The following is a 19,789-nucleotide window of genomic DNA, read 5'->3' on the forward strand; positions in this document are numbered from 1 at the left end:
TCATTACCTAAGAAAAGGAGAGAGGATCTCTCCCGGAATGGTTGCCCGCAACTGGAAGCATCGTCAGAATAACTGTAGCCAGAATAAGAGGCTATAGCCCAGGTAAAATAACGCCTTTTATCAATTTTTTATGCAATAACGGTCTACGTGATAAGCCAAAAGCGGCTGAATGGCGGTGAAAAATTCTTTAAAGGAAGGTTAAATGCAGAATAAAAGCACGTAATACGCAGCCGCTATGGCAGTGGCTGCGCTATTCATCGACAGGTTTAGTGAAGAAAATGGTGCTGAATATCTTCAGCGGCATACTCTTCTTCTTCGGCTTTATAGAGCACCTGGTTAGCCGCCGCTTCGAGGATAACCATCGAGATCTGCTCTTCGCTCTGGCGGAAAAACCAGCCAAACTGTTCAACGGTAATTCCGACGCCGACGGATAGTGCCTGACACACCACCAGTTTGGGTAGATTGTCATCCTGAATATCGAGGAAGGCTTTGACGGTCAACGAGCTGGCGTTTATTGCCGATAGATCCGCCGAGAGCCCGAGCAACGCAGAAGGCTTCACTTCTGCGAGAGCAGAAAAGAGCACGACGTTATCCACCAGATCGAGCTTCGCATCAAAAATGCCGTCGAAATTCTGCATATGTGGCAGATGCAAGGCCTGGCAGGAATCACACTCAAAGAAGTTGATACCTAACTCATCGAGCCAGTGACGTAGCGTATCCAGACCCGGAACGACCAGTGAATCCATATGACCTGTGACCTCTTACTGTAGAAAAACGACGCCATAGCTTACGCAAAAAATGCAGCGCATACCATGAAAGTGTCGCCCGCGCTGATTATCCGCCCATTTTCAGACAAAATTCTGGCGTGGCCTGACGTTCAATCCAGGCGATCATGCGCCCGGCAATATCAATTCCGGTGGTAGTTTCAATGCCTTCCAGACCCGGAGAAGCGTTCACTTCCATCACCAGCGGACCGCGGGTTGCGCGAAGGATATCCACCCCGGCGACATCCAGCCCCAGGGTTTGCGCTGCCCTGATGGCCATTTCACGTTCCTGATCGCTGATCGTCGCCACCGTCGCCACACCGCCACGATGCAGGTTAGAGCGGAAATCCCCCTCTTTCGCCCGCCGCTCAATCGCCGCCACCACATCATTACCGACGACCAGACAGCGTAGATCCCGCCCTTTCGCCTCGGCGATATACTCCTGAACCAGAATATGGGCGTTCAGGCCGCGGAAAGCATCAATCACGCTCTCTGCTGCCTGACGCGTCTCCGCCAGCACGACGCCGATGCCCTGCGTCCCCTCCACAAGTTTGACCACCAGCGGCGCGCCGCCGACCATGGCAATCAGGTCGCTGGTGTCGTCCGGGGAGTGCGCAATACCGGTCAGCGGCAGATCGATCCCCTGGCGCGCCAGCAATTGCAACGAGCGCAGCTTGTCGCGGGCGCGGGTTATCGCCACTGATTCATTGAGCGGAAAGCTGCCAAGCAGTTCAAACTGACGAAGGGCGGCGGTCCCGTAATAGGTAATCGCGGAACCAATGCGTGGGATCACGGCATCGAAATGCGGGAGCTGACGTCCTTTATAGTGAATCGATGAAGCCACCGGACTCACGCTCATATAGCAGGAAAGCGGATCGAGGATTTCCACCTGGTGACCGCGTTTTTGCGCGGCTTCGCGCAGGCGACGACAGGAATAAAGCGTTCCATCCCGGGATAATATAGCAATTTTCACCCTGCACCTCTGCAACAAGGCCCGCTCCGGCAGGCCTGCAATATGTTAATTGCGCCACAACCGCCCGGTCCATCATATGGCAGGGCGGGAAGCAGTGTACACGCAATCAGCGCGTTGCCCACCCCTGCTTATGCAGATATTCGAGAATAAACGGGCGACTTTCTTTAATGATAGTGCGGCGAATATGGTCGCTCCAGGTATCACGACGCGTGTTGCTGCCACGCGACAGGTAGTATTGCGCCATCTGCTCATCATATTGCGCCAGCACCGCCTCATCCACCGGCTGGTACGCATTTTCATGCACCAGCAGCGCTGCGGGCATGCGCGGCTTCACCTCCGGGTTATCGGCAGGCCATCCCAGGCACAGGCCAAACAGCGGCAGGACATGCTGCGGCAGCTTCAGCAGTTCGGTCACCCCTTCAATGCTATTGCGGATCCCACCGATATAGACGCCGCCGAGGCCCAGGGATTCGGCGGCGACCAGCGCATTTTGCGCCATTATTGCGGTATCCACCGCTCCCAGCAGCAACTGTTCGGCCAGCCCGAGTCGGGCATCCGGACAGATTTGCAGAAGACGATTAAAGTCGGCACAAAATACCCAGAACTCCGCCGCGCACGCAACGTGCTGCTGGCCGCCGCTCATCGTGACCAATTGCTCACGAAGCTGAGGATCGGTGACACGAATAATGGAGCTGCATTGTAAAAAGCTCGAGCTTGAGGCCCCCTGCGCGCTGGCGATGATAGCTTCGCGCTGTTCGTCGCCGATTGGCGCATCGGTAAAGTGGCGGATAGAACGGTGGCTGCGCAGCAGATCAATGGTCGGGGTCATCTTGTTTTTCTCTGTCTGATGAAGAAGTTGGTTTTGGCGTGTGAGTCAGCTGCGGCGCGACGATCCTGGCCATTCGCCATATTAGTGCTATCGCGGCCGGGAGTATCAGCAAGATCCCGAAAAAGATCATCAGCATCGCCGCCGTTGGGCTGGAAAATGGCGCCGGCAGCTGCAGGTTCTGATTGAGCGAGAGCCAGGCGAGAGTCAACAGCGCAATCCCGATAATCTCTACCACCAGGACGCTTTTGGGTAAAACGGCAGGCGATCGCATAGCTCTCCTCCAGTCAATGTTTTCCGCGCGGTCTCGTGGCCCATCGCGCACGGCAGACACAGTATAATGATTTAACCACGAAGATATTTATCAAACATAGCCTTAAACCATCGAAGAAAAAGGCAGAACCTTCTTTTCCTCGCCGGCACAACGCGTCATCATAGCGGTCCTTCGCCATCCGGCTGAGATGTAAGGAGAGAAAGTATGTTTACCGTTATTTTTGGTCGTCCTGGTTGCCCATATTGCGTTCGTGCCAAAGAGCTGGCAGAGAAACTGACCAATGAACGTGATGACTTCAACTACCGCTACGTTGATATTCACGCCGAAGGCATCAGCAAGAGCGACCTGGAAAAGACTGTAGGCAAACCGGTTGAGACCGTTCCGCAGATTTTTGTCGATCAAAAACATATCGGCGGCTGCACCGATTTTGAAGCATGGGCGAAAGAGCATCTCGGTCTGTTTGCCTGAGCCGGCTCATTCCTCTGAAGAATGATTGCGTCTGGTATTCAGCCAGGCGCAGATAAACAGAAAGCACAGCGAGCCCAGCGCATACCAGAACACCGCACTAAACAACCACGCCAGCTGTTGCCAGAAGGTGCGCTGAGCCGCAAAAAAAAGCCGCATGATCAGCAGACAGACCGGGGTTGCCAGAATCGCCCCCACCAGCGGTTGGATGACGCGTCGCTCTGCAGAGAGGCAGCTGGCGGCCGCACCGGGCAGCAAAAAGTAGAGCAGCCCCACCTCAGGATTACCGGTAACCCGAAAGGCGTCTTTCATATGCAGCAACAGCAGTAAACACACCAGGATAAACAGAAAGAACCCACAGGTAATACCCACCCAGGCACGCTCATATTTCACAACATCCTCCTGATACTGCTTCTAACCCACTTAACTTTCGTCCAGTCAGATAAAGCATTCCGGCAATCCATGCCAATTTAGCCCCCATCGGCGTAAAAACGATTGTGACTAGCCGCAGCATCCAGGAAGGATTAAACTACCGGCTTTGTTTTTACTGGTTATAACGGGATGCCAGAACAGGGTTCGGGACAACGCGAACACTGGACCAACCTTAGACCAAATAACCATTTCCTTCAACAACTTACTAGTAAATGAGAAGTTGGCTTTCGTGAATATAAACGTCGCAGATTTGTTAAACGGGAATTACATCCTGTTATTATTCGTTGTACTTGCCTTGGGGCTTTGTCTCGGGAAACTTCGCCTCGGGTCAGTACAACTTGGTAATTCTATTGGCGTTTTAGTGGTTTCATTATTATTAGGTCAGCAGCATTTCAGTATTAACACTGATGCGCTAAATCTGGGCTTTATGCTGTTTATTTTTTGCGTTGGCGTGGAAGCGGGCCCCAACTTTTTTTCTATTTTTTTTCGCGACGGAAAAAACTATCTGATGCTAGCCCTGGTGATGGTCGGCAGTGCGATGCTGCTGGCGATGGGGCTGGGAAAACTGTTCGGCTGGGACATCGGCCTGACCGCCGGGATGCTCGCAGGTGCCATGACCTCAACGCCGGTTCTGGTCGGTGCGGGAGATACGCTTCGCCACTTTGGCCTGCCCAACGATCGGCTGGCGCTCTCCCTCGACCACCTGAGTCTGGGCTACGCCCTGACCTATCTGATTGGTCTCGTCAGTCTGATCGTTGGCGCGCGCTATATGCCGAAGCTACAGCATCAGGATCTGCAAACCAGCGCCCAACAAATTGCGCGTGAACGCGGACTCGATACCGACTCCAAACGTAAAGTCTACCTGCCGGTGATCCGTGCCTATCGCGTCGGCCCGGAACTGGTCGCCTGGGCTGACGGGAAAAATCTGCGCGAACTGGGTATTTACCGGCAAACCGGTTGCTACATTGAGCGTATTCGTCGTAACGGTATTCTGGCTAACCCGGATGGCGATGCTGTCCTGCAGATGGGGGATGATATCGCGCTGGTAGGCTACCCGGACGCCCACGCCCGCCTTGACCCCAGCTTCCGTAACGGCAAAGAGGTCTTCGACCGCGACCTGCTGGATATGCGCATCGTCACCGAAGAGATCGTGGTGAAAAACCATAACGCTGTCGGACGCCGTCTGGCGCAGTTGAAGCTGACCGATCACGGCTGCTTCTTAAACCGCGTCATTCGCAGCCAGATTGAAATGCCTATCGACGATAACGTGGTGCTCAACAAAGGCGACGTGTTACAGGTCAGCGGCGACGCGCGACGCGTCAAAACCGTTGCCGACCGCATCGGCTTTATCTCCATTCACAGCCAGGTGACCGACCTGCTCGCCTTCTGCGCCTTCTTTATCGTCGGCCTGATGATCGGCATGATCACCTTCCAGTTCAGCTCTTTCAGCTTTGGCATCGGTAACGCGGCGGGGCTGCTGTTTGCCGGGATTATGCTCGGCTTCCTGCGAGCCAACCACCCGACCTTCGGCTACATTCCACAGGGCGCGCTGAATATGGTGAAAGAGTTCGGCCTGATGGTCTTCATGGCCGGGGTCGGTCTGAGCGCCGGCGCCGGAATTGGTCACGGCCTGGGCACCATCGGCGGCCAGATGCTGGCGGCGGGTCTTATCGTCAGCCTGGTGCCGGTGGTGATTTGCTTCTTATTTGGCGCCTATGTGCTACGCATGAACCGCGCGATGTTGTTTGGCGCCATGATGGGGGCGCGTACCTGTGCCCCGGCGATGGAAATTATCAGCGACACCGCGCGCAGCAACATTCCGGCGCTTGGCTACGCGGGCACGTATGCGATTGCCAACGTGCTGCTGACCCTGGCGGGGACGCTGATTGTCATCATCTGGCCAGGGCTACAGTAAATATTTGAGAAAAAATGAGACAGAGGCAGAACTTTTCTCTTGGCCATCAGTCATAAGTAGTGCCACTGCTTTTCTTTGATGTCCCCATTTTGTGGAGCCCATCAACCCCGCCATTTTGGTTCAAGGTTGATGGGTTTTTTGTTGCCTGAATTTTATGACCTTTAAAATTATTCAGTTACCACCCTCTGGCGGTACCATTGGCGATGACACAGCGACCAGCGCCGCATCGGTCGGGCATCTTCCCGGGACCATGCTCCTCATATTGTGCCAGGCCTCATGGATGCGTTACCCTCCCCTGAACCCGCTGGTGATGTACACTGATACGCCGGGTGAAGCGCCGAGTTGCACACGTCATCAGCAAAGAACCGGGCGCTCCGTTCGCGACGCCTCCCGCTTGCCCGGAAGATCAAATCCTCCCCATAAGGAATGTTTACCACAGGAGATGTTGATGTCCGCTTTTCCCCCTGACTTTACGATGTTTATTTCGGAGTTCTCCGGCGCCCCGCTGAGCACGACGGTCGCTGCCCTGACCGTTCTCGCTTTTCTGTTCCAGCCATTGCGAAAAGCAGTCAATGGGATTTTCAAATATAAAAAAGGCCACGGCAGCGTGTTAAAGAATGCGGGGGTACCCCCCTTCATTTTGAACTTCTTTGCCCTCTCCATCCCCTTAAAAAAATTGCCCTCAACAGGCTGGCCCGAGAAATTAATCACCCTCTTGTTCTCCGCTATTTTTGCATGGTCTTTGTGGTATTTTGTCCCCCCGCTTGTGCAAACCTATACTGCCCCGCCAGACACGGCACTGTTGATTTGGAAAAAGTCAGGCGATCGCTTTTATGTCTCTAAAACAACCGCAACGGAAGCCACGGTGCTGGCGGCACCTCGATGGACCGTCTCAATAAATGACTGTGAGGCCAACAAGGCCCCGACGAAAAACACCGCCAGCGTGCCGGACCGCGAATACCATAACGATGTTTGCCGTTTGCTAACAACAGCCGAAGGCAAGGAGTATTTAGAAGAAGCAATTAAAAACTTCAAAAAAGAAAAAATTGTCACTTACTCATCCATTTTTATTATTGAATTTATGCTGCTATGGCTGTTGTCGGGATTGATATTAATGATTCACTACACCAATAAAGTCAGGCACTTTATTTTGCTTGAACAACAAAAAGCGATTCATTGCGTCCAGGGCAATTTCGAAACGACGGGTATTTACGCTATCTATCAGGAGCTAGAGGAGAAAGACACTCGCCGACCCCAGCGGTAACTGCATTCTCCCTCGCATTGGCATCCTCCCGGTTATTGCACATACTTTGACGAGTTCAGTCCGGTGAGAGGTAAAGGCGATGCTGGTGAAAGATAAAGTCATCGCCATCTTCGGCGGCAGCGGTGCGATAGGCTCCGCCGTGGCGCATGCGATGGCCCGCGAGGGGGACGAGTTTACCTCGGCGCGCGTGATCGCAAGAAGCTGGATCGAGTGGCGGGGGAAATTCATGCGGCGGGCGGCAGGGGCGAGACCTTTATCGTTGATGTCCTCGATGAGCGATCGATCGGCGAGCGGATAGCGCAGTTGACGCAGCGCAGCGGCGGGCTCGACATCGTCATCAATGCTACCGGCTTCGTCCATAATCAGGGCAAGGAGATCACAATGCTCTCCCTCGCCGAGTTCATGCAGGGTATCACCCCGTTCCTGGCGGCCCAGTTCAGCCTGGCGAAAGCCGTTATCCCCCATATGGGCGGCGCTCGCCCGGCTGCCCTTATCACCGTCGTGGCTCCGGCGGCAACAATGGCCATGCCGGGCCACCTGGGCCATATTGTCGGCTGTGCGGGCAGCGAAGCCTTCATCACAGCGCTCGCCAGCGAGCTGGGGACGAAGAATATCCGCGTCCTCGGCGTGCGCTCGCACGCCTTTAGTGACGCGGTTGAGGCTGGATCTTACACCGCGGAAGTCTTTGCTGCAAAAGCACAGGCGACGGGATTAACGGTCGAACAGTGGGTTGGTGGCGCAGCGCGCAGCGCCATGCTCAACCGCTTGCCGGCGCTGACGCAGGTGGCCGATGTCATCACCTTTCTGGCATCCGATCGTGCCGACGCGATGACGGCAACGGTGGTTAATATGACGACCGGTGCGACTACTGGCGGATAACGCCCGGCTCTGACAATACCTCCGCACAGCGCTTTATCCGGCTATTCCCCCTCTCCGGCCAGCCGTGCGACCATCAGACGAATTTCCTGCTTTGAGAGCGGCGCGCTATCGGTGACAAAATGCAGGGTCATTCCCTCTATGAACGCATCCAGCCCGCGAGCCGTAGCAGGTTCAAACCACTGCTCCAGCGTTTGCTGACTGCTCCGCATCCAGTGCTGCATCACCGTCTTCAGCGCTGGCTGGCTGCTGCAAAACGCATACAGCTGATACATCAACTCCATATTTCGCGCGGTCGTCACCTGAGCGCTGAAAATCAGCTCGGCAATCGCATCGCAGGCCTCTTCACGGCTGCTGACCGTAGTAAAAAACTGCTGGTACTGCACGGACATATCGCGGGTAAAAATGCGAAACGCCTCTTCTATCAGCGCTTCAATGCCGCTGAAATAATATGTCAACGAGCCTAGCGGGACCTCCGCACAGCTGGCAATTTTACGATGGGTTACCGCGTGAATCCCGTGGGCGGCAATGGTATCCAGCGTCGCCTGCAAAATGCGCTCTCGGCGCTGTGGATCGTTCGGTCGACGGACCATATCTTTCCTCTTAGTCGCTGTCATGCGCTTGCTGTCGGCAGCAATGTCGCTCTCCCTGGCGCCCGGTCCATGTTCGAATACGCATGCTGAAGAATATGTACAAATGTACACAACCTTGCTACTGTTGTCTTCATCTTCTCATTCACAGGCGTTTACGGATGACTGCGCAAACCTCCCGCCGGGCCTTACAGCTCCGACTCTGGGCCCTCTTCATGTTCTTCTTTATCCCTGGATTGCTGATGGCCTCATGGGCTACCCGTACTCCGGCGATCCGCGACCTGCTGACGCTGTCAACGGCGGAAATGGGCATCGTTTTATTTGGCCTGTCGATTGGTTCGATGAGCGGGATTCTCTGCTCGGCGTGGCTGGTCAAACGCTTTGGTACGCGTAAGGTGATTCGCACCACCATGTCGTGCGCCGTGGTCGGCATGATAGTGCTCAGCGTAGCGTTGTGGCTCACCTCGGCGGTGTTGTTTGCCCTCGGGCTGGCCATTTTCGGCGCCAGCTTCGGTTCGGCGGAGGTGGCCATTAACGTCGAAGGCGCCGCCGTCGAGCGAGAAATGAATAAGACCGTCCTGCCGATGATGCACGGGTTTTACAGCTTCGGTACGCTGTTCGGCGCTGGTGTGGGGATGGCGGTGACCGGTTTTGGTCTGCCCGCCGCGCCGCATATTCTGCTGGCTGCACTGATGGCGATTGCTCCGATTGCCATTGCGATTCGCGCCATCCCTGATGGGACCGGACAAAATGCGGCTGAAAGCGCGCATCATGAGGAAAAAGGTCTGCCGGTATGGCGTGATGTTCAGCTGTTGCTGATTGGCGTCGTGGTGCTGGCGATGGCCTTTGCTGAAGGATCTGCCAACGACTGGCTGCCGCTATTGATGGTGGACGGCCACGGCTTCAGTCCCACCTCTGGCTCCTTGATTTACGCCGGCTTCACCCTCGGGATGACAATAGGTCGCTTTACCGGCGGCTGGTTTATCGATCGCTATAGCCGGGTCACGGTAGTGCGTGCCAGCGCCGTCATGGGCGCGCTGGGCATCGGCCTGATTATCTTCGTCGATAACCCGTGGGTGGCCGGCGTCTCGGTGCTACTGTGGGGACTTGGCGCATCGCTCGGTTTTCCGCTAACCATTTCCGCGGCCAGCGACACCGGCCCCGATGCCCCGAAGCGCGTCAGCGTGGTGGCGATAACCGGCTACCTTGCCTTCCTGGTCGGGCCGCCGCTGCTGGGCTTCCTTGGCGAACACTTTGGCCTGCGCAGCGCCATGATGGTAGTGCTGGGTCTGGTCATGGTCGCGGCATTGGTCGCCAGAGCGGTAGCAAAACCACAAAATGAACCTGCCATGGAGAACAGTTAATGAGCATCAAACTGATTGCGGTAGACATGGATGGCACCTTCTTAAACGATGCCAAAACCTACAATCGCCCGCGTTTCCTGCGCCAGTATCAGCGTATGCGCGAGCAGAATATTCGCTTTGTCGTCGCCAGTGGCAACCAGTATTACCAGCTGATTTCATTTTTCCCGGACATCGCCCACGAGATAGCCTTTGTCGCCGAAAACGGCGGCTGGGTGGTCAGCGCCGGCGATGACGTTTTTAACTGTCAGCTACCGAAAGATCATTTCCACACTGTCATCGACTATCTGCAAACGCACACCAACATTGAAATTATCGCTTGCGGCAAACGCAGTGCGTATACCCTGAATCGCTACAACGATGAGTTAAAGACGGTCGCCGCGAAATATTATCATCGCCTGCAGTTGGTGGATGATTTCAACCATATCGATGACGTGATACTGAAATTCGGCCTCAACGTGCCTGACCCTCTGATTGCACAAATCCAGCCGCAGCTACACGCGGCATTGGGCGATATGGTGACCGCCGTGGCCACCGGCTACGGCAGTATCGACCTGATTATTCCCGGCGTTCACAAAGCCAACGGCCTGCGTATTTTGCAAGAGCGCTGGGGCATTGATAATCATGAAGTCGTCGCCTTTGGCGACAGCGGAAACGATATTGAAATGCTGCAACATGCCGGGTTTGGCTTTGCAATGGCCAACGCGGCAGCGCCGGTGAAAGCCGTCGCCAGCTACGATGCGCCGCATAACAATGAAGAAGGTGTGCTGCACATCATCGACAAAGTGCTGAATCGCGAAGCGCCGTTCGCCTGATCTTCGTCCGGGTGCGGCGACAGTGCCCCACCCGGAACGCTCGACGTTATGCCTGCGGGTCGTTGGTGTTTCCGACACTCTTGTCTTTGAGAAAATAGACAATCAGCGCCAGCCACACCACGCCACTGAGCAAGTTAAACAGACTGAATACCCCACTACCACCCAGCTCATATGCATGCTTACTCACCTCTATGCCGACGGTAAAAATCAGCATCTGCAGCATCCCCATTGCGGCTGAAACCGTGCCTTTACTCATGTCGCTGGCAAACAGCGTCAGGCGGACTAACCCGGCGTTCGCCAGACCAATCCCGAAGGAGTAGATGCTCAGCCCGGCGGTCATCCACAAATAAGCATGGGTCGATACCACCGTCGCCACCGCGGAGAGCAACAGACCGAACATAATAGGCCAGCCGCCGAGAATAATCAGCGAACGCACCGTCCGCTGCGAGGTCAGTCGCGCCAGTACCAGGTTACCGGCAATCAGCGCGCCGAAAATCGGCACCTGCAGCAGGCCATACTCATAGCTGGTGGCGTTTTCCCCACTGATAATAATCACCGGCGACTGGGCAATCCACGTCAGCAGCGGCAGGCTGACAAAACCGGTAGCCAACGCGCCGGCGACGAAACGCAGATTCTTCAGCACCAGGCCATAATCGCGGCCCAGCTCTTTCATCGACAGCTTCTCACCCATGCGCGTCGCGGTTTCCGGCATCGCGCGCTGCAGGCCAAAAAAGGCGACGGCAGCCAGCAAGGCAAACAGCACGAACATCATTTCCCACGGCAGGATGTGCACCCACGCCGCCCCCACCAGCGGACCCAGCAGCGGGGCAATCAGCGCAACATTCGCCATCAGCGCGGTGATTTTGATGCACATCGCCTCTTCAAATGACTCCTGAATGGCGGCATACCCCACCGCGCCGATGAAACACAGACTAATCCCCTGCAAAAAGCGCAGCAGCGTAAACTGCTCAATCGTCTGCGCCAGCAGGGTGGCCAGACAGGTGACAATAAACCACACCACTCCGGTGAGCATCACCGGGCGACGACCGATCCGATCCGACAGCGGTCCCAGCAGCCACTGCAAAAACATGCCGCCGGCGAGATAAGCGGTCATCGAGGTCGGCACCCATTCATTACCTACCTGAAACTCTTCCACCACCGAGAGCATTCCCGGCTGGATCATATCGTTAGCGATATAAGTGGAAAATTCGTATAGCACCAGACAGAGCGGGAACAGAAGCGCCTGCCGTCCGAGGCGTTTGCCTGAAAGTGAATAATTCTGCATGCAATCTCTTAGTTGAACAAAAATCGTGCAAAGTTTAATGAAAGTCTTGCGGAGGAGATAGTGAATTGTGAGTGACAATTAAAAATAGCGCAATGCACCTTCCGATATCGCCGCCATTTTAATAACTCTGTCTATATTTCGTTTATATTTCAATTAGGTTACAGACGATATACTCATACTCCGCGGTATATTCACCACGACATGCTGCACTAACAGCTTCCTAATAACCTGATAATTAAGACAATGCTGCTTTAATTGATCGCCACCATTTTTTAAGGTGGCCGGCTGATTGCTATCGGATACCAAGAGCCTGAACCTATGTTGGAAAATATCAACGACACGCTGTTTGCCTTAATCAACGCCACCCCCACCTCGCCTTCGTGGATCATCGCACTGGCGACCTTCATTGCCAAAGACGTCATTCTGATTGTGCCTCTGTTGACCTCTGCGCTGTGGTTTTGGGGGCCAAACCAGCGGCAGCTGGTGTTTAAAGTGCTCCTGGCGCTGGCGATTAGCCTGAGTCTGTCATGGATTTTTGGCCTGCTCTTTCCGCATGAGCGTCCGTTTGCCGCAGGCGTCGGCTATCAGTTCCTGCATCACGCACCGAATAACTCCTTCCCCAGCAATCACGGCACCATCAGCTTTACCTTTGCGCTGGCTTTCTTGTTCTGGCATCGCCTGTGGTCCGGCATTGCACTGCTGGCGGCTGCCGTGGCAATCGCCTGGTCCCGCGTCTATCTTGGCGTTCACTGGCCGCTGGATATGCTGGGCGGCCTGCTGACCGGGATGTGCGGTTGCCTGGCCGCAGGATTACTGTGGCAGGCCGGCGGTCAAGCCCTGTATCACTACCTGCAGCAGCTGTACCGGGTTTGCTTCTCCCTGCCAATTCGTAAAGGTTGGGTGCGTGACTAACCCTCTTCCGGCAGGTAAAATCGCCCACTGACGCCCTGCCGATGCCGGGCGATTTCAGCGTAGAGGGAATATGGAAACACGTCGTGATGAACGCATCAGCCAGCTCATTCAGGCGCTCAAGCGCAGCGATAAGCTTCATTTAAAAGAGGCTGCCGCGCTGCTTGGCGTATCAGAAATGACCATTCGTCGCGACCTGAACGGCCATAATGGCCCGGTGGTGTTGTTAGGCGGTTATATCGTTCTGGAACCGCGCAGCGCAACCCATTACCTGCTCAGCGACCAGAAAACCCGTCTGGTGGATGAAAAACGCCGTGCCGCCCGCCACGCAGCCGCGCTGCTTGAAGCCCATCAGATGGCCTTTTTCGACTGCGGGACAACCACGCCCTGGATCATTGACGCAATTGATAACGCCCTGCCCTTTACCGGAGTCTGCTATTCGCTGAACACTTTTCTGGCGCTACAGGAAAAACCCCAGTGTCGGGCCATCCTCTGCGGCGGCGAATTCCATGCCAGCAATGCCATTTTTAAACCGCTCAGCCTGCAGGATACGCTCAGCCATCTGTGCCCGGACATCGCCTTCTACTCGGCGGCCGGAATCGACTGCGCGCAGGGCGCCACCTGCTATAACCTCGAGGAATTGCCAGTGAAGCACTGGGCGATGAGCAGCGCGCGCTATCACGTTCTGGTTGTTGATCACAGTAAATTTGGCAAAGTCAGACCAGCGCGAATGGGCGATTTATCGCGTTTTGATGTGATTGCCAGCGATGTCTGTCCAGATGAGGAGATGCTTGCGCTGGCGAAAGAAAAACAGATTTCACTGCTCTACTGACCGCGCCCCGCAGGGCGCGGCTTGTCGCTTACGAGAACCAGCTACCGAACCAGCCGTGCAGTTTCATCAGCACGAAGTCCATCATCCGGCTAAAGAAACCGCCTTCATTGACCGCCTCCATGACAATCAGCGGACGCTGCTCGATGGTTTTATCATTGAGCTTAAAGTCGATGGTCCCGACCACCTGTCCTTTGCTCAGAGGCGCCGTCAGCTGCGAATCCGTCAGGGTATAGCTGGCTTTCAGGTTTTTCAGCTGCCCGCGCGGCAGGGTAATCGAACCGGCTTCGCCTGCACCGAGTTTGGCTTCGCTGCTGTCGCCAAACCAGACGCGCTGGGTGATAAAGGTGGCATCCGGTTTAATCGGCGTCACGGTTTCATAGAAACGGAAGCCCCAGGTCAGCAGCTTTTCGGATTCATTAAAACGAATCCGATCGGTCTTGGTGCCGAGCACCACGGCGATCAGACGCATGTCTCCCTGGGTTGCCGAGGAAACCAGGTTGTAGCCAGCACCGTCGGTGGTCCCTGTTTTGACGCCATCCACGTTCAGGTTTGAGCTCCACAGCAGACGGTTGCGGTTCGGCTGACGAATCTTATTGAAGGTAAACTCTTTCTCTTTATGAATGGCGTACTCTTCAGGGACGTCATGAATCATCGCTTTGGTCAGCAGCGCCATGTCGCGCGCGGTACTAAACTGGCCCGGAGCATCCAGACCGTGCACGGTCATAAAGGTGGTATTGGTCAGCCTCATTTTTTGCGCATAGCCGTTCATCAGGCTGACGAATGCATCCTGGCTCCCTGCCACGTAGTCGGCGATCGCGATGCTGGCATCGTTGCCGGACTGGATAATCACGCCTTTATTCAGATCCTCGACCGAAACCTGCATCCCCGGTTTAAGGAACATCACCGATGACCCGCGCAGCGCCGGATTACCGGTAGCCCAGGCATCGCGACCGACGGTGACCATATCGGTGGACTTAATTTTGCCCGCCTTCAGCGCCTGCCCGACGACATAGCTGGTCATGATCTTGGTCAGACTCGCCGGGTCGAGTTTTTCATCGGCGTTGCCCTCGCTCAGCACTTTACCGCTGGCGTAATCCATCAGGATCCAGGCGCGGGCATCGATCGACGGGGCATCGGGGAGTTGTTCCGCAGCCTGTACCGCAGGTGCAACAAGAACGAGAAGAGCGCAGCCTGCCACGAGGCCGCGAAGGGAAAAAGCGTCATGCGTCATAAGAGCCACCCAAGTATCCTTTCCAAACAAAATATGCCGCAACACTCTATCGGCGCTACAGCAACCGGTGAGTAAAGCGTACAAATGACCTTAAAGAAACAGCGAGTTGGTAAAGTTTTTAAAGTTTACGCAATAACCTCGCTCCCTGCTGAAAACAGAGCAATTTTTTTGATCATAATTGCCTAAATATTATCTTTATTCCAACATGATTGCTCACCATGCTGCAACGACGGCTCAATAACAGGCAGGAACCGAAATGATTACACTATGGGGCAGAAATAACTCGACGAATGTGAAAAAAGTACGCTGGGCGCTGGCGGAGTTGGGACTTCCATATCAGCATATTATGGCAGGGCTAGAGTTTGGCTTAAATCATGACCCGGAATATCTGGCGATGAACCCGAACGGCCTGGTGCCGCTGTTGAAAGATGATGCGAATGACCTCGTCCTGTGGGAATCGAACGCCATTATTCGCTATCTGGCCGCCGAATATGGTCAGGATCGTTTATGGGTCACTTCGCCGCGCAAGCGCGCACAGAGCGACAAATGGATGGACTGGGCAAACGGTTCGCTTTCTCCCGCCCACCGTCCGGTGTTAATGGGGCTGGTCAGAACGCCGGCGGATAAGCGAGATCCGGCGGCCATCGCCGCCGGTGTTGCCGCCTGTGAAACGCTTTTCGCTATTCTTGACGATGAACTGGCCCACTCTCCCTGGCTATCCGGAGAGGCCTTTGGCCTCGGCGACATCGCCGTGGCGCCATTCGTTTATAACCTGATGGCGATTGTGGAAAACTGGCAGCCGCGCCCGCACCTGCAACGTTGGTACCAGCAGCTTAATGAACGCCAGGCGTGGCGCGATGTGGTGATGATTCCGGTAACCTGATGCTATTCGGCCGGACTCACCTTTAGCAGTTCGCCGTTGGACTCGTCGGTTAACACATACAGATAGCCGTCGGGTCCGACACGCACATCGCGAATCCGCTTTCCGCGATCGCCCAGAAAACGCTCCTCTTCGCTCACCTTATCGCCATCCACCTTCAGAACAATCAGCGACTGATCCTTCAGCGCCCCGATAAACAGCTTATGCTGCCACTGCGGGAAAGTCTGCGCAGCGTAAAAAGCCATTCCACTTACCGCCGGAGAGCGCTTCCAGACGAAAAGCGGGGGTTCGGTTCCGGCGACCGCCGTGCCCTGCGCTTCGGGAATCGCCAGGCCGCTGTAGTTGACTCCGTGCGTCGCCAGCGGCCAGCCGTAGTTTTTGCCCCTCTGCGGAATATTAATCTCGTCGCCGCCGCGCGGCCCGTGTTCGTTGAGCCACAGCGTATCGCTCCAGGGATTCATCGCCATTCCCTGCGGATTGCGGATGCCATAAGACCAGATCTCCGGCCTCGCCCCCACACGATGAACAAAAGGATTATCGGCAGGCACTTTACCGTCCTCGGTCAGACGCACCACTTTTCCCTGCAGTTTATCCAGCTCCTGGGCCGTGGGGCGTTGGTTATTTTCGCCCAGCCCGATGAATAAATATCCTTTACCATCAAAAACCAGGCGCCCGCCGAAATGGTTGCCGGTGGAGAGCTTCGGCTGCTGGCGGAAGACGACCTGAAAATGTTCCAGATGTTGAAGGTTGTTGCTCAGACGACCGTAACCCACAGCGGTACCGGCCTTACCGTCATCGCCGACTTCAGCAAAACTCAGCCAGACCCGGCGGGACTGGGCAAAATCCGGCGCCAGCGCCACGTCAAGTAAGCCTCCCTGGCCGCTGGCCCATACCGGCGGAACACCGCTTATCGCGGCCGAAAGACCTTCCCCCTGCCGCCAGCGCTTCAGTTCGCCAGAACGCAGGGTTATCAGTATTCCGCGATCATCAGGCAGAAAGGCCAGCGCCCACGGATGGTCAAGCTGATTTTGCAATACGTCAACACGCACCTTCCCGGCGAGAGTCACCGTGGGAGACAGCAGGATAGCGAGCATCAGCGAAATGGCGACCTGGCGCATGGTATTCTCCTTTCATCGGCAATACTTTCGGCAATGCGCTAAGGGTAGCCAGCGGGAAACATCAGGAGGGGATTTTTACATAACCTTAAGCAGGGGGAGCTCGACTCCCCCTGAATTCAGACGTGGGTCACTGACGCCTGTTTATTCAGTTTACGAATATTCAGCGCCAGTTCTGCCAGACAGCGTTCTAGCGTCTCTACGTTAACCGCAATATACGACGGACAATCATGATGCCCGCTCATCAGGCAAACCGCCGCAGACGCGATGGCTCCACCTGCAAGACGGAGAGCGTCCTTTTCTTCCGGGGCAAGATCGTGCTGCAACTGCAGCCCGCATGCACGTATTTCACCACACAGTTCGAACAAATTATCACGCAGATGCTCATTTTCGCTGACTGACATATAGCCCTTCGCTTTGCGTAACTGCAAATAAGCGTCGAGGTCAATATTGGCATTAATCAGCTTATTCAGAAGGTTACGATACAGTCTGTCAACGCTCATCATGTTTCCTCCTCTGTCATCCATTACCATTATCAGAATATGGCTATTTTTTGTACAAAAGGATGCGCAAGGTCAACAATTACTGGTTAATTAACATCATTTACAATGTTAAACCTATGTTCGAAATCGCGAGCGGCGGGCCCTCTCTTTCAGGCCCGCAGTGAAACGCTCTTCTTTGCCTGATGCCGTGATTTGTTCACTGCGCCACCGCCAGGTGGGCGCTGATTATTGCCGGATTGATGATGTCGGGACGTATCGTGGGTTACGCCATCCAGGCTGGCCGGCTACCTGTTTGACACCACTCTCTTCGCACATACGATTTTATTCTCGGCAGCATCGCCGGACTCTTCACACTGATCGCGATTTTCATCCTGCGCAATAAGCGCAACCCCACCGTCCAAGGTGTGACATCGTCGCGTACCACCACCAGGGAGGATCTCCCGGGCTTTTTCATCATCTGTCGCACCGCGGCTATACTCTTTTTCATAAAGATCTGTAAAATTCCTGCCCTGACCATTCCAATAATCGAACACTTTTTAAACTATGAGCAATGTCACGCATCAGCCGAAGATCGGCTTTGTCTCTCTGGGCTGCCCGAAAAACCTCGTGGACTCAGAACGCATCCTGACCGAACTGCGTACCGAAGGTTATGACGTGGTACCCACCTACGACAATGCCGATATGGTTATCGTCAACACCTGCGGCTTTATCGACAGCGCCGTTCAGGAGTCTCTGGAAGCCATTGGCGAAGCGTTAAAAGAAAATGGCAAAGTTATTGTGACCGGCTGCCTGGGCGCGAAAGAAGACCAGATTCGCGAAGTGCATCCGAAAGTGCTGGAGATAACCGGACCGCACAGCTATGAACAGGTTCTGGAGCATGTCCATCACTATTCGCCAAAGCCTAAACACAACCCGTTTCTGAGCCTGGTGCCGGAACAGGGCGTGAAGCTGACGCCGCGTCATTACGCCTACCTGAAAATTTCCGAAGGTTGTAACCATCGTTGCACCTTCTGCATTATCCCGTCGATGCGCGGCGACCTCGTCAGCCGTCCGATTGGTGAAGTGCTGTCCGAAGCCAAACGTCTGGCCGATGCCGGCGTCAAAGAACTGCTGGTCATTTCTCAGGACACCTCCGCCTACGGTGTCGATGTGAAGCATCGCACTGGTTTCCACAACGGCGCTCCGGTAAAAACCAGCATGGTCAGCCTGTGCGAAGAGCTGGCGAAACTGGGTATCTGGGTCCGTCTGCACTACGTCTATCCGTACCCGCACGTCGATGACGTGATTCCACTGATGGCGGAAGGGAAAATTCTGCCGTATCTGGATATTCCGCTGCAGCATGCCAGCCCGCGCATTCTGAAACTGATGAAACGCCCGGGTTCTGCCGATCGTCAGCTGGCGCGTATCAAACAGTGGCGTGAAATCTGCCCTGACCTGACTCTGCGTTCAACCTTCATCGTCGGCTTCCCGGGTGAAACGGAAGACGATTTCCAGATGCTGCTCGACTTCCTGAAAGAGGCTCGCCTTGACCGCGTAGGCTGCTTTAAATACAGCCCGGTGGAAGGTGCGACCGCTAACGAACTGGCGGATCAGGTGCCCGAAGAGGTGAAAGAAGAGCGCTGGAATCGCTTTATGCAGTTGCAGCAGCAGATCTCAGCCGAGCGCCTGCAGGAGAAAATCGGCCGCGAGATCACCGTGCTGATCGATGAAGTTGATGAAGAAGGCGCCATTGGCCGCAGTATGGCCGATGCTCCGGAAATCGACGGCGCGGTCTACCTGAACGGCGAAACGAAGGTCAAACCAGGGGATGTCGTCCGTGTGAAAGTCGAACACGCCGACGAATACGACCTGTGGGGCAGCCGGGTTTAATCACGCTCTCTGAGCTTATCCCCGGATTGCGGCGCTAACGCGCCACAATCCGGGCGACAAAATCGTACCCGTCTGTAGCCCCGGTAAGCGACAACGTCACCGGGGAATAGCACCTTATCCCTTTATCTTCGGATCCAACGCATCGCGCAGGCCATCCCCTAGCAGGTTAAACGCCAGCACCGTCAGGAAAATCGCAATCGCCGGGAACAGCGCCACGTGCGGCGCCATCACCATATCCGCCCGCGCTTCATTGAGCATTGCTCCCCATTCCGGGGTCGGCGGCTGGGCCCCGAGCCCCAGGAAAGAGAGACTGGCGGCGGAAATAATGGACACCCCGATACGCATGGTAAAATAGACCACAATCGACGATACCGTACCGGGCAAAATATGGCTGAACAGAATCGTCATATCGCTGGCGCCGATGCTGCGCGCCGACTCAATAAAGGTCTGCTGCTTGAGCACCAGAGTGTTACCGCGCACCAGGCGCGCAAACGCTGGGATCGAAAAGATCGCCACCGCAATAATCACATTCGACATTCCGCTGCCCATCACCGCCACCACGGCAATCGCCAGCAGGATCCCTGGAAAGGCAAACAGCACATCGCAGATG

20 protein-coding genes and 2 pseudogenes are annotated in these 19,789 nt (G+C 55.2%); 11 read left to right on the forward strand and 11 right to left on the reverse strand.

Translation table 11 applies throughout. The features are described from left to right. Nucleotides 1–266: 266 nt before the first annotated feature. The 4 genes from ACZAHD_RS00815 to ACZAHD_RS00830 all read right to left on the reverse strand — a co-directional run bounded on the left by ACZAHD_RS00815 (nt 267) and on the right by ACZAHD_RS00830 (nt 2,837). Nucleotides 267–746: a type III secretion system chaperone family protein gene (locus ACZAHD_RS00815; protein WP_462455101.1), complete on the reverse strand. Its 480-nt coding sequence runs from the start codon at nt 744–746 to the stop codon at nt 267–269. 88 nt (nt 747–834) lie between these two features. Then, nucleotides 835–1,737 carry a 30S ribosomal protein S6--L-glutamate ligase gene (gene rimK / locus ACZAHD_RS00820; RefSeq protein ID WP_462455102.1) on the reverse strand — a complete coding sequence of 301 codons (903 nt, stop codon included), beginning with the start codon at nt 1,735–1,737 and terminating at the stop codon, nt 835–837. A 106-nt stretch (nt 1,738–1,843) separates the two neighbouring features. After that, entirely contained in the window at nt 1,844–2,566 is a 723-nt protein-coding gene (nfsA, locus tag ACZAHD_RS00825) for an oxygen-insensitive NADPH nitroreductase (protein ID WP_462455103.1), read from the reverse strand. Next, on the reverse strand, nt 2,550–2,837 hold the full coding sequence (locus ACZAHD_RS00830; protein WP_462455104.1) for a YbjC family protein: 288 nt from the start codon (nt 2,835–2,837) through the stop codon (nt 2,550–2,552). Before ACZAHD_RS00830 ends, nfsA begins: the two co-directional genes overlap by 17 nt. 204 nt (nt 2,838–3,041) lie before the next feature. On the opposite strand from ACZAHD_RS00830, the gene ACZAHD_RS00835 reads away from it, so the two are divergent. Further along, complete coding sequence (locus tag ACZAHD_RS00835; protein ID WP_462455105.1) at nt 3,042–3,305, forward strand: GrxA family glutaredoxin; 264 nt, start codon at nt 3,042–3,044, stop codon at nt 3,303–3,305. A 6-nt stretch (nt 3,306–3,311) separates the two neighbouring features. Here the strand turns inward: ACZAHD_RS00835 and ybjM are convergent, their stop codons facing one another. Next, the gene (gene ybjM / locus ACZAHD_RS00840; RefSeq protein ID WP_462455106.1) at nt 3,312–3,695 is read right to left on the reverse strand and encodes an inner membrane protein YbjM; all 384 of its coding nucleotides are present in this window, start codon (nt 3,693–3,695) and stop codon (nt 3,312–3,314) included. A gap of 268 nt (nt 3,696–3,963) precedes the next feature. Here ybjM and ACZAHD_RS00845 point away from each other — a divergent pair, with 268 nt between their 5' ends. From ACZAHD_RS00845 to ACZAHD_RS00855, 3 genes and pseudogenes are all read left to right on the forward strand, one after another. Then, nucleotides 3,964–5,649 (forward strand): aspartate:alanine antiporter, encoded by a 1,686-nt coding sequence (locus tag ACZAHD_RS00845; RefSeq protein WP_462455107.1) that lies wholly within the window; start codon nt 3,964–3,966, stop codon nt 5,647–5,649. A 154-nt stretch (nt 5,650–5,803) separates the two neighbouring features. Further along, nucleotides 5,804–6,913, forward strand: a complete 1,110-nt coding sequence (locus ACZAHD_RS00850; protein WP_462455108.1) for a DUF6216 family protein — start codon at nt 5,804–5,806, stop codon at nt 6,911–6,913. A gap of 79 nt (nt 6,914–6,992) precedes the next feature. Continuing rightward, nucleotides 6,993–7,792, forward strand: a pseudogene (locus ACZAHD_RS00855) (SDR family NAD(P)-dependent oxidoreductase). A gap of 41 nt (nt 7,793–7,833) precedes the next feature. On the opposite strand, the gene ACZAHD_RS00860 reads toward ACZAHD_RS00855, so the two are convergent. After that, a complete protein-coding gene (locus tag ACZAHD_RS00860) occupies nt 7,834–8,382 on the reverse strand; it encodes a TetR/AcrR family transcriptional regulator (RefSeq protein WP_462455109.1) in 549 nt (182 codons plus the stop codon). A gap of 158 nt (nt 8,383–8,540) precedes the next feature. On the opposite strand from ACZAHD_RS00860, the gene ACZAHD_RS00865 reads away from it, so the two are divergent. Together ACZAHD_RS00865 and ACZAHD_RS00870 are read left to right on the forward strand one after the other, a co-directional pair. Further along, nucleotides 8,541–9,743: an MFS transporter gene (locus tag ACZAHD_RS00865; protein ID WP_462455110.1), complete on the forward strand. Its 1,203-nt coding sequence runs from the start codon at nt 8,541–8,543 to the stop codon at nt 9,741–9,743. Beyond that, a complete protein-coding gene (locus ACZAHD_RS00870) occupies nt 9,743–10,555 on the forward strand; it encodes a Cof-type HAD-IIB family hydrolase (protein WP_462455111.1) in 813 nt (270 codons plus the stop codon). Before ACZAHD_RS00865 ends, ACZAHD_RS00870 begins: the two co-directional genes overlap by 1 nt. 46 nt (nt 10,556–10,601) lie before the next feature. On the opposite strand, the gene ACZAHD_RS00875 is transcribed toward ACZAHD_RS00870, so the two are convergent. Further along, a complete protein-coding gene (locus ACZAHD_RS00875; RefSeq protein WP_462455112.1) occupies nt 10,602–11,840 on the reverse strand; it encodes an MdfA family multidrug efflux MFS transporter in 1,239 nt (412 codons plus the stop codon). A gap of 318 nt (nt 11,841–12,158) precedes the next feature. Between ACZAHD_RS00875 and ybjG the strand changes: the two genes are divergently transcribed. After that, the gene (ybjG, locus tag ACZAHD_RS00880) at nt 12,159–12,752 is read left to right on the forward strand and encodes an undecaprenyl-diphosphate phosphatase (RefSeq protein WP_462455113.1); all 594 of its coding nucleotides are present in this window, start codon (nt 12,159–12,161) and stop codon (nt 12,750–12,752) included. Between the two features lie 70 nt (nt 12,753–12,822). Continuing rightward, nucleotides 12,823–13,581: a DNA-binding transcriptional repressor DeoR gene (deoR, locus tag ACZAHD_RS00885; protein ID WP_462455114.1), complete on the forward strand. Its 759-nt coding sequence runs from the start codon at nt 12,823–12,825 to the stop codon at nt 13,579–13,581. A gap of 28 nt (nt 13,582–13,609) precedes the next feature. On the opposite strand, the gene dacC is transcribed toward deoR, so the two are convergent. Then, entirely contained in the window at nt 13,610–14,812 is a 1,203-nt protein-coding gene (gene dacC, locus ACZAHD_RS00890) for a serine-type D-Ala-D-Ala carboxypeptidase (RefSeq protein WP_462455119.1), read from the reverse strand. A 256-nt stretch (nt 14,813–15,068) separates the two neighbouring features. On the opposite strand from dacC, the gene ACZAHD_RS00895 reads away from it, so the two are divergent. Further along, on the forward strand, nt 15,069–15,695 hold the full coding sequence (locus ACZAHD_RS00895; RefSeq protein ID WP_462455115.1) for a glutathione S-transferase family protein: 627 nt from the start codon (nt 15,069–15,071) through the stop codon (nt 15,693–15,695). 2 nt (nt 15,696–15,697) lie between these two features. On the opposite strand, the gene ACZAHD_RS00900 is transcribed toward ACZAHD_RS00895, so the two are convergent. Together ACZAHD_RS00900 and bssR are read right to left on the reverse strand one after the other, a co-directional pair. Then, complete coding sequence (locus ACZAHD_RS00900; RefSeq protein WP_462455116.1) at nt 15,698–16,810, reverse strand: PQQ-dependent sugar dehydrogenase; 1,113 nt, start codon at nt 16,808–16,810, stop codon at nt 15,698–15,700. A 116-nt stretch (nt 16,811–16,926) separates the two neighbouring features. Continuing rightward, nucleotides 16,927–17,310 (reverse strand): biofilm formation regulator BssR, encoded by a 384-nt coding sequence (bssR, locus tag ACZAHD_RS00905; protein ID WP_462455120.1) that lies wholly within the window; start codon nt 17,308–17,310, stop codon nt 16,927–16,929. A gap of 270 nt (nt 17,311–17,580) precedes the next feature. On the opposite strand from bssR, the pseudogene ACZAHD_RS00910 reads away from it, so the two are divergent. Together ACZAHD_RS00910 and rimO are read left to right on the forward strand one after the other, a co-directional pair. Then, a pseudogene (locus ACZAHD_RS00910) lies at nt 17,581–17,726 on the forward strand (MFS transporter); the annotation flags it as partial. A 127-nt stretch (nt 17,727–17,853) separates the two neighbouring features. After that, complete coding sequence (gene rimO, locus ACZAHD_RS00915; RefSeq protein WP_462455117.1) at nt 17,854–19,179, forward strand: 30S ribosomal protein S12 methylthiotransferase RimO; 1,326 nt, start codon at nt 17,854–17,856, stop codon at nt 19,177–19,179. Between the two features lie 114 nt (nt 19,180–19,293). Here rimO and ACZAHD_RS00920 read toward each other — a convergent pair. Next, nucleotides 19,294–19,789 (reverse strand): ABC transporter permease subunit (locus ACZAHD_RS00920; protein ID WP_462455118.1); only part of this gene is annotated, 496 nt, incomplete at its 5' end.

Source organism: Raoultella sp., assembly GCF_039594335.1.
Taxonomy (GTDB): Bacteria; Pseudomonadota; Gammaproteobacteria; order Enterobacterales; family Enterobacteriaceae; genus Klebsiella.

Coding starts and splice junctions, on each gene's coding strand:
- ACZAHD_RS00815 (WP_462455101.1), bottom strand. CDS start 746: ATGGATTCACTGGTCGTTCCGGGTCTGGATACGCTACGTCACTGGCTC.
- nfsA (WP_462455103.1), bottom strand. CDS start 2,566: ATGACCCCGACCATTGATCTGCTGCGCAGCCACCGTTCTATCCGCCAC.
- ACZAHD_RS00830 (WP_462455104.1), bottom strand. CDS start 2,837: ATGCGATCGCCTGCCGTTTTACCCAAAAGCGTCCTGGTGGTAGAGATT.
- ACZAHD_RS00835 (WP_462455105.1), top strand. CDS start 3,042: ATGTTTACCGTTATTTTTGGTCGTCCTGGTTGCCCATATTGCGTTCGT.
- ACZAHD_RS00850 (WP_462455108.1), top strand. CDS start 5,804: ATGACCTTTAAAATTATTCAGTTACCACCCTCTGGCGGTACCATTGGC.
- ACZAHD_RS00860 (WP_462455109.1), bottom strand. CDS start 8,382: ATGGTCCGTCGACCGAACGATCCACAGCGCCGAGAGCGCATTTTGCAG.
- ACZAHD_RS00865 (WP_462455110.1), top strand. CDS start 8,541: ATGACTGCGCAAACCTCCCGCCGGGCCTTACAGCTCCGACTCTGGGCC.
- ACZAHD_RS00870 (WP_462455111.1), top strand. CDS start 9,743: ATGAGCATCAAACTGATTGCGGTAGACATGGATGGCACCTTCTTAAAC.
- ACZAHD_RS00875 (WP_462455112.1), bottom strand. CDS start 11,840: ATGCAGAATTATTCACTTTCAGGCAAACGCCTCGGACGGCAGGCGCTT.
- ybjG (WP_462455113.1), top strand. CDS start 12,159: ATGTTGGAAAATATCAACGACACGCTGTTTGCCTTAATCAACGCCACC.
- deoR (WP_462455114.1), top strand. CDS start 12,823: ATGGAAACACGTCGTGATGAACGCATCAGCCAGCTCATTCAGGCGCTC.
- dacC (WP_462455119.1), bottom strand. CDS start 14,812: ATGACGCATGACGCTTTTTCCCTTCGCGGCCTCGTGGCAGGCTGCGCT.
- ACZAHD_RS00895 (WP_462455115.1), top strand. CDS start 15,069: ATGATTACACTATGGGGCAGAAATAACTCGACGAATGTGAAAAAAGTA.
- ACZAHD_RS00900 (WP_462455116.1), bottom strand. CDS start 16,810: ATGCGCCAGGTCGCCATTTCGCTGATGCTCGCTATCCTGCTGTCTCCC.
- bssR (WP_462455120.1), bottom strand. CDS start 17,310: ATGAGCGTTGACAGACTGTATCGTAACCTTCTGAATAAGCTGATTAAT.
- rimO (WP_462455117.1), top strand. CDS start 17,854: ATGAGCAATGTCACGCATCAGCCGAAGATCGGCTTTGTCTCTCTGGGC.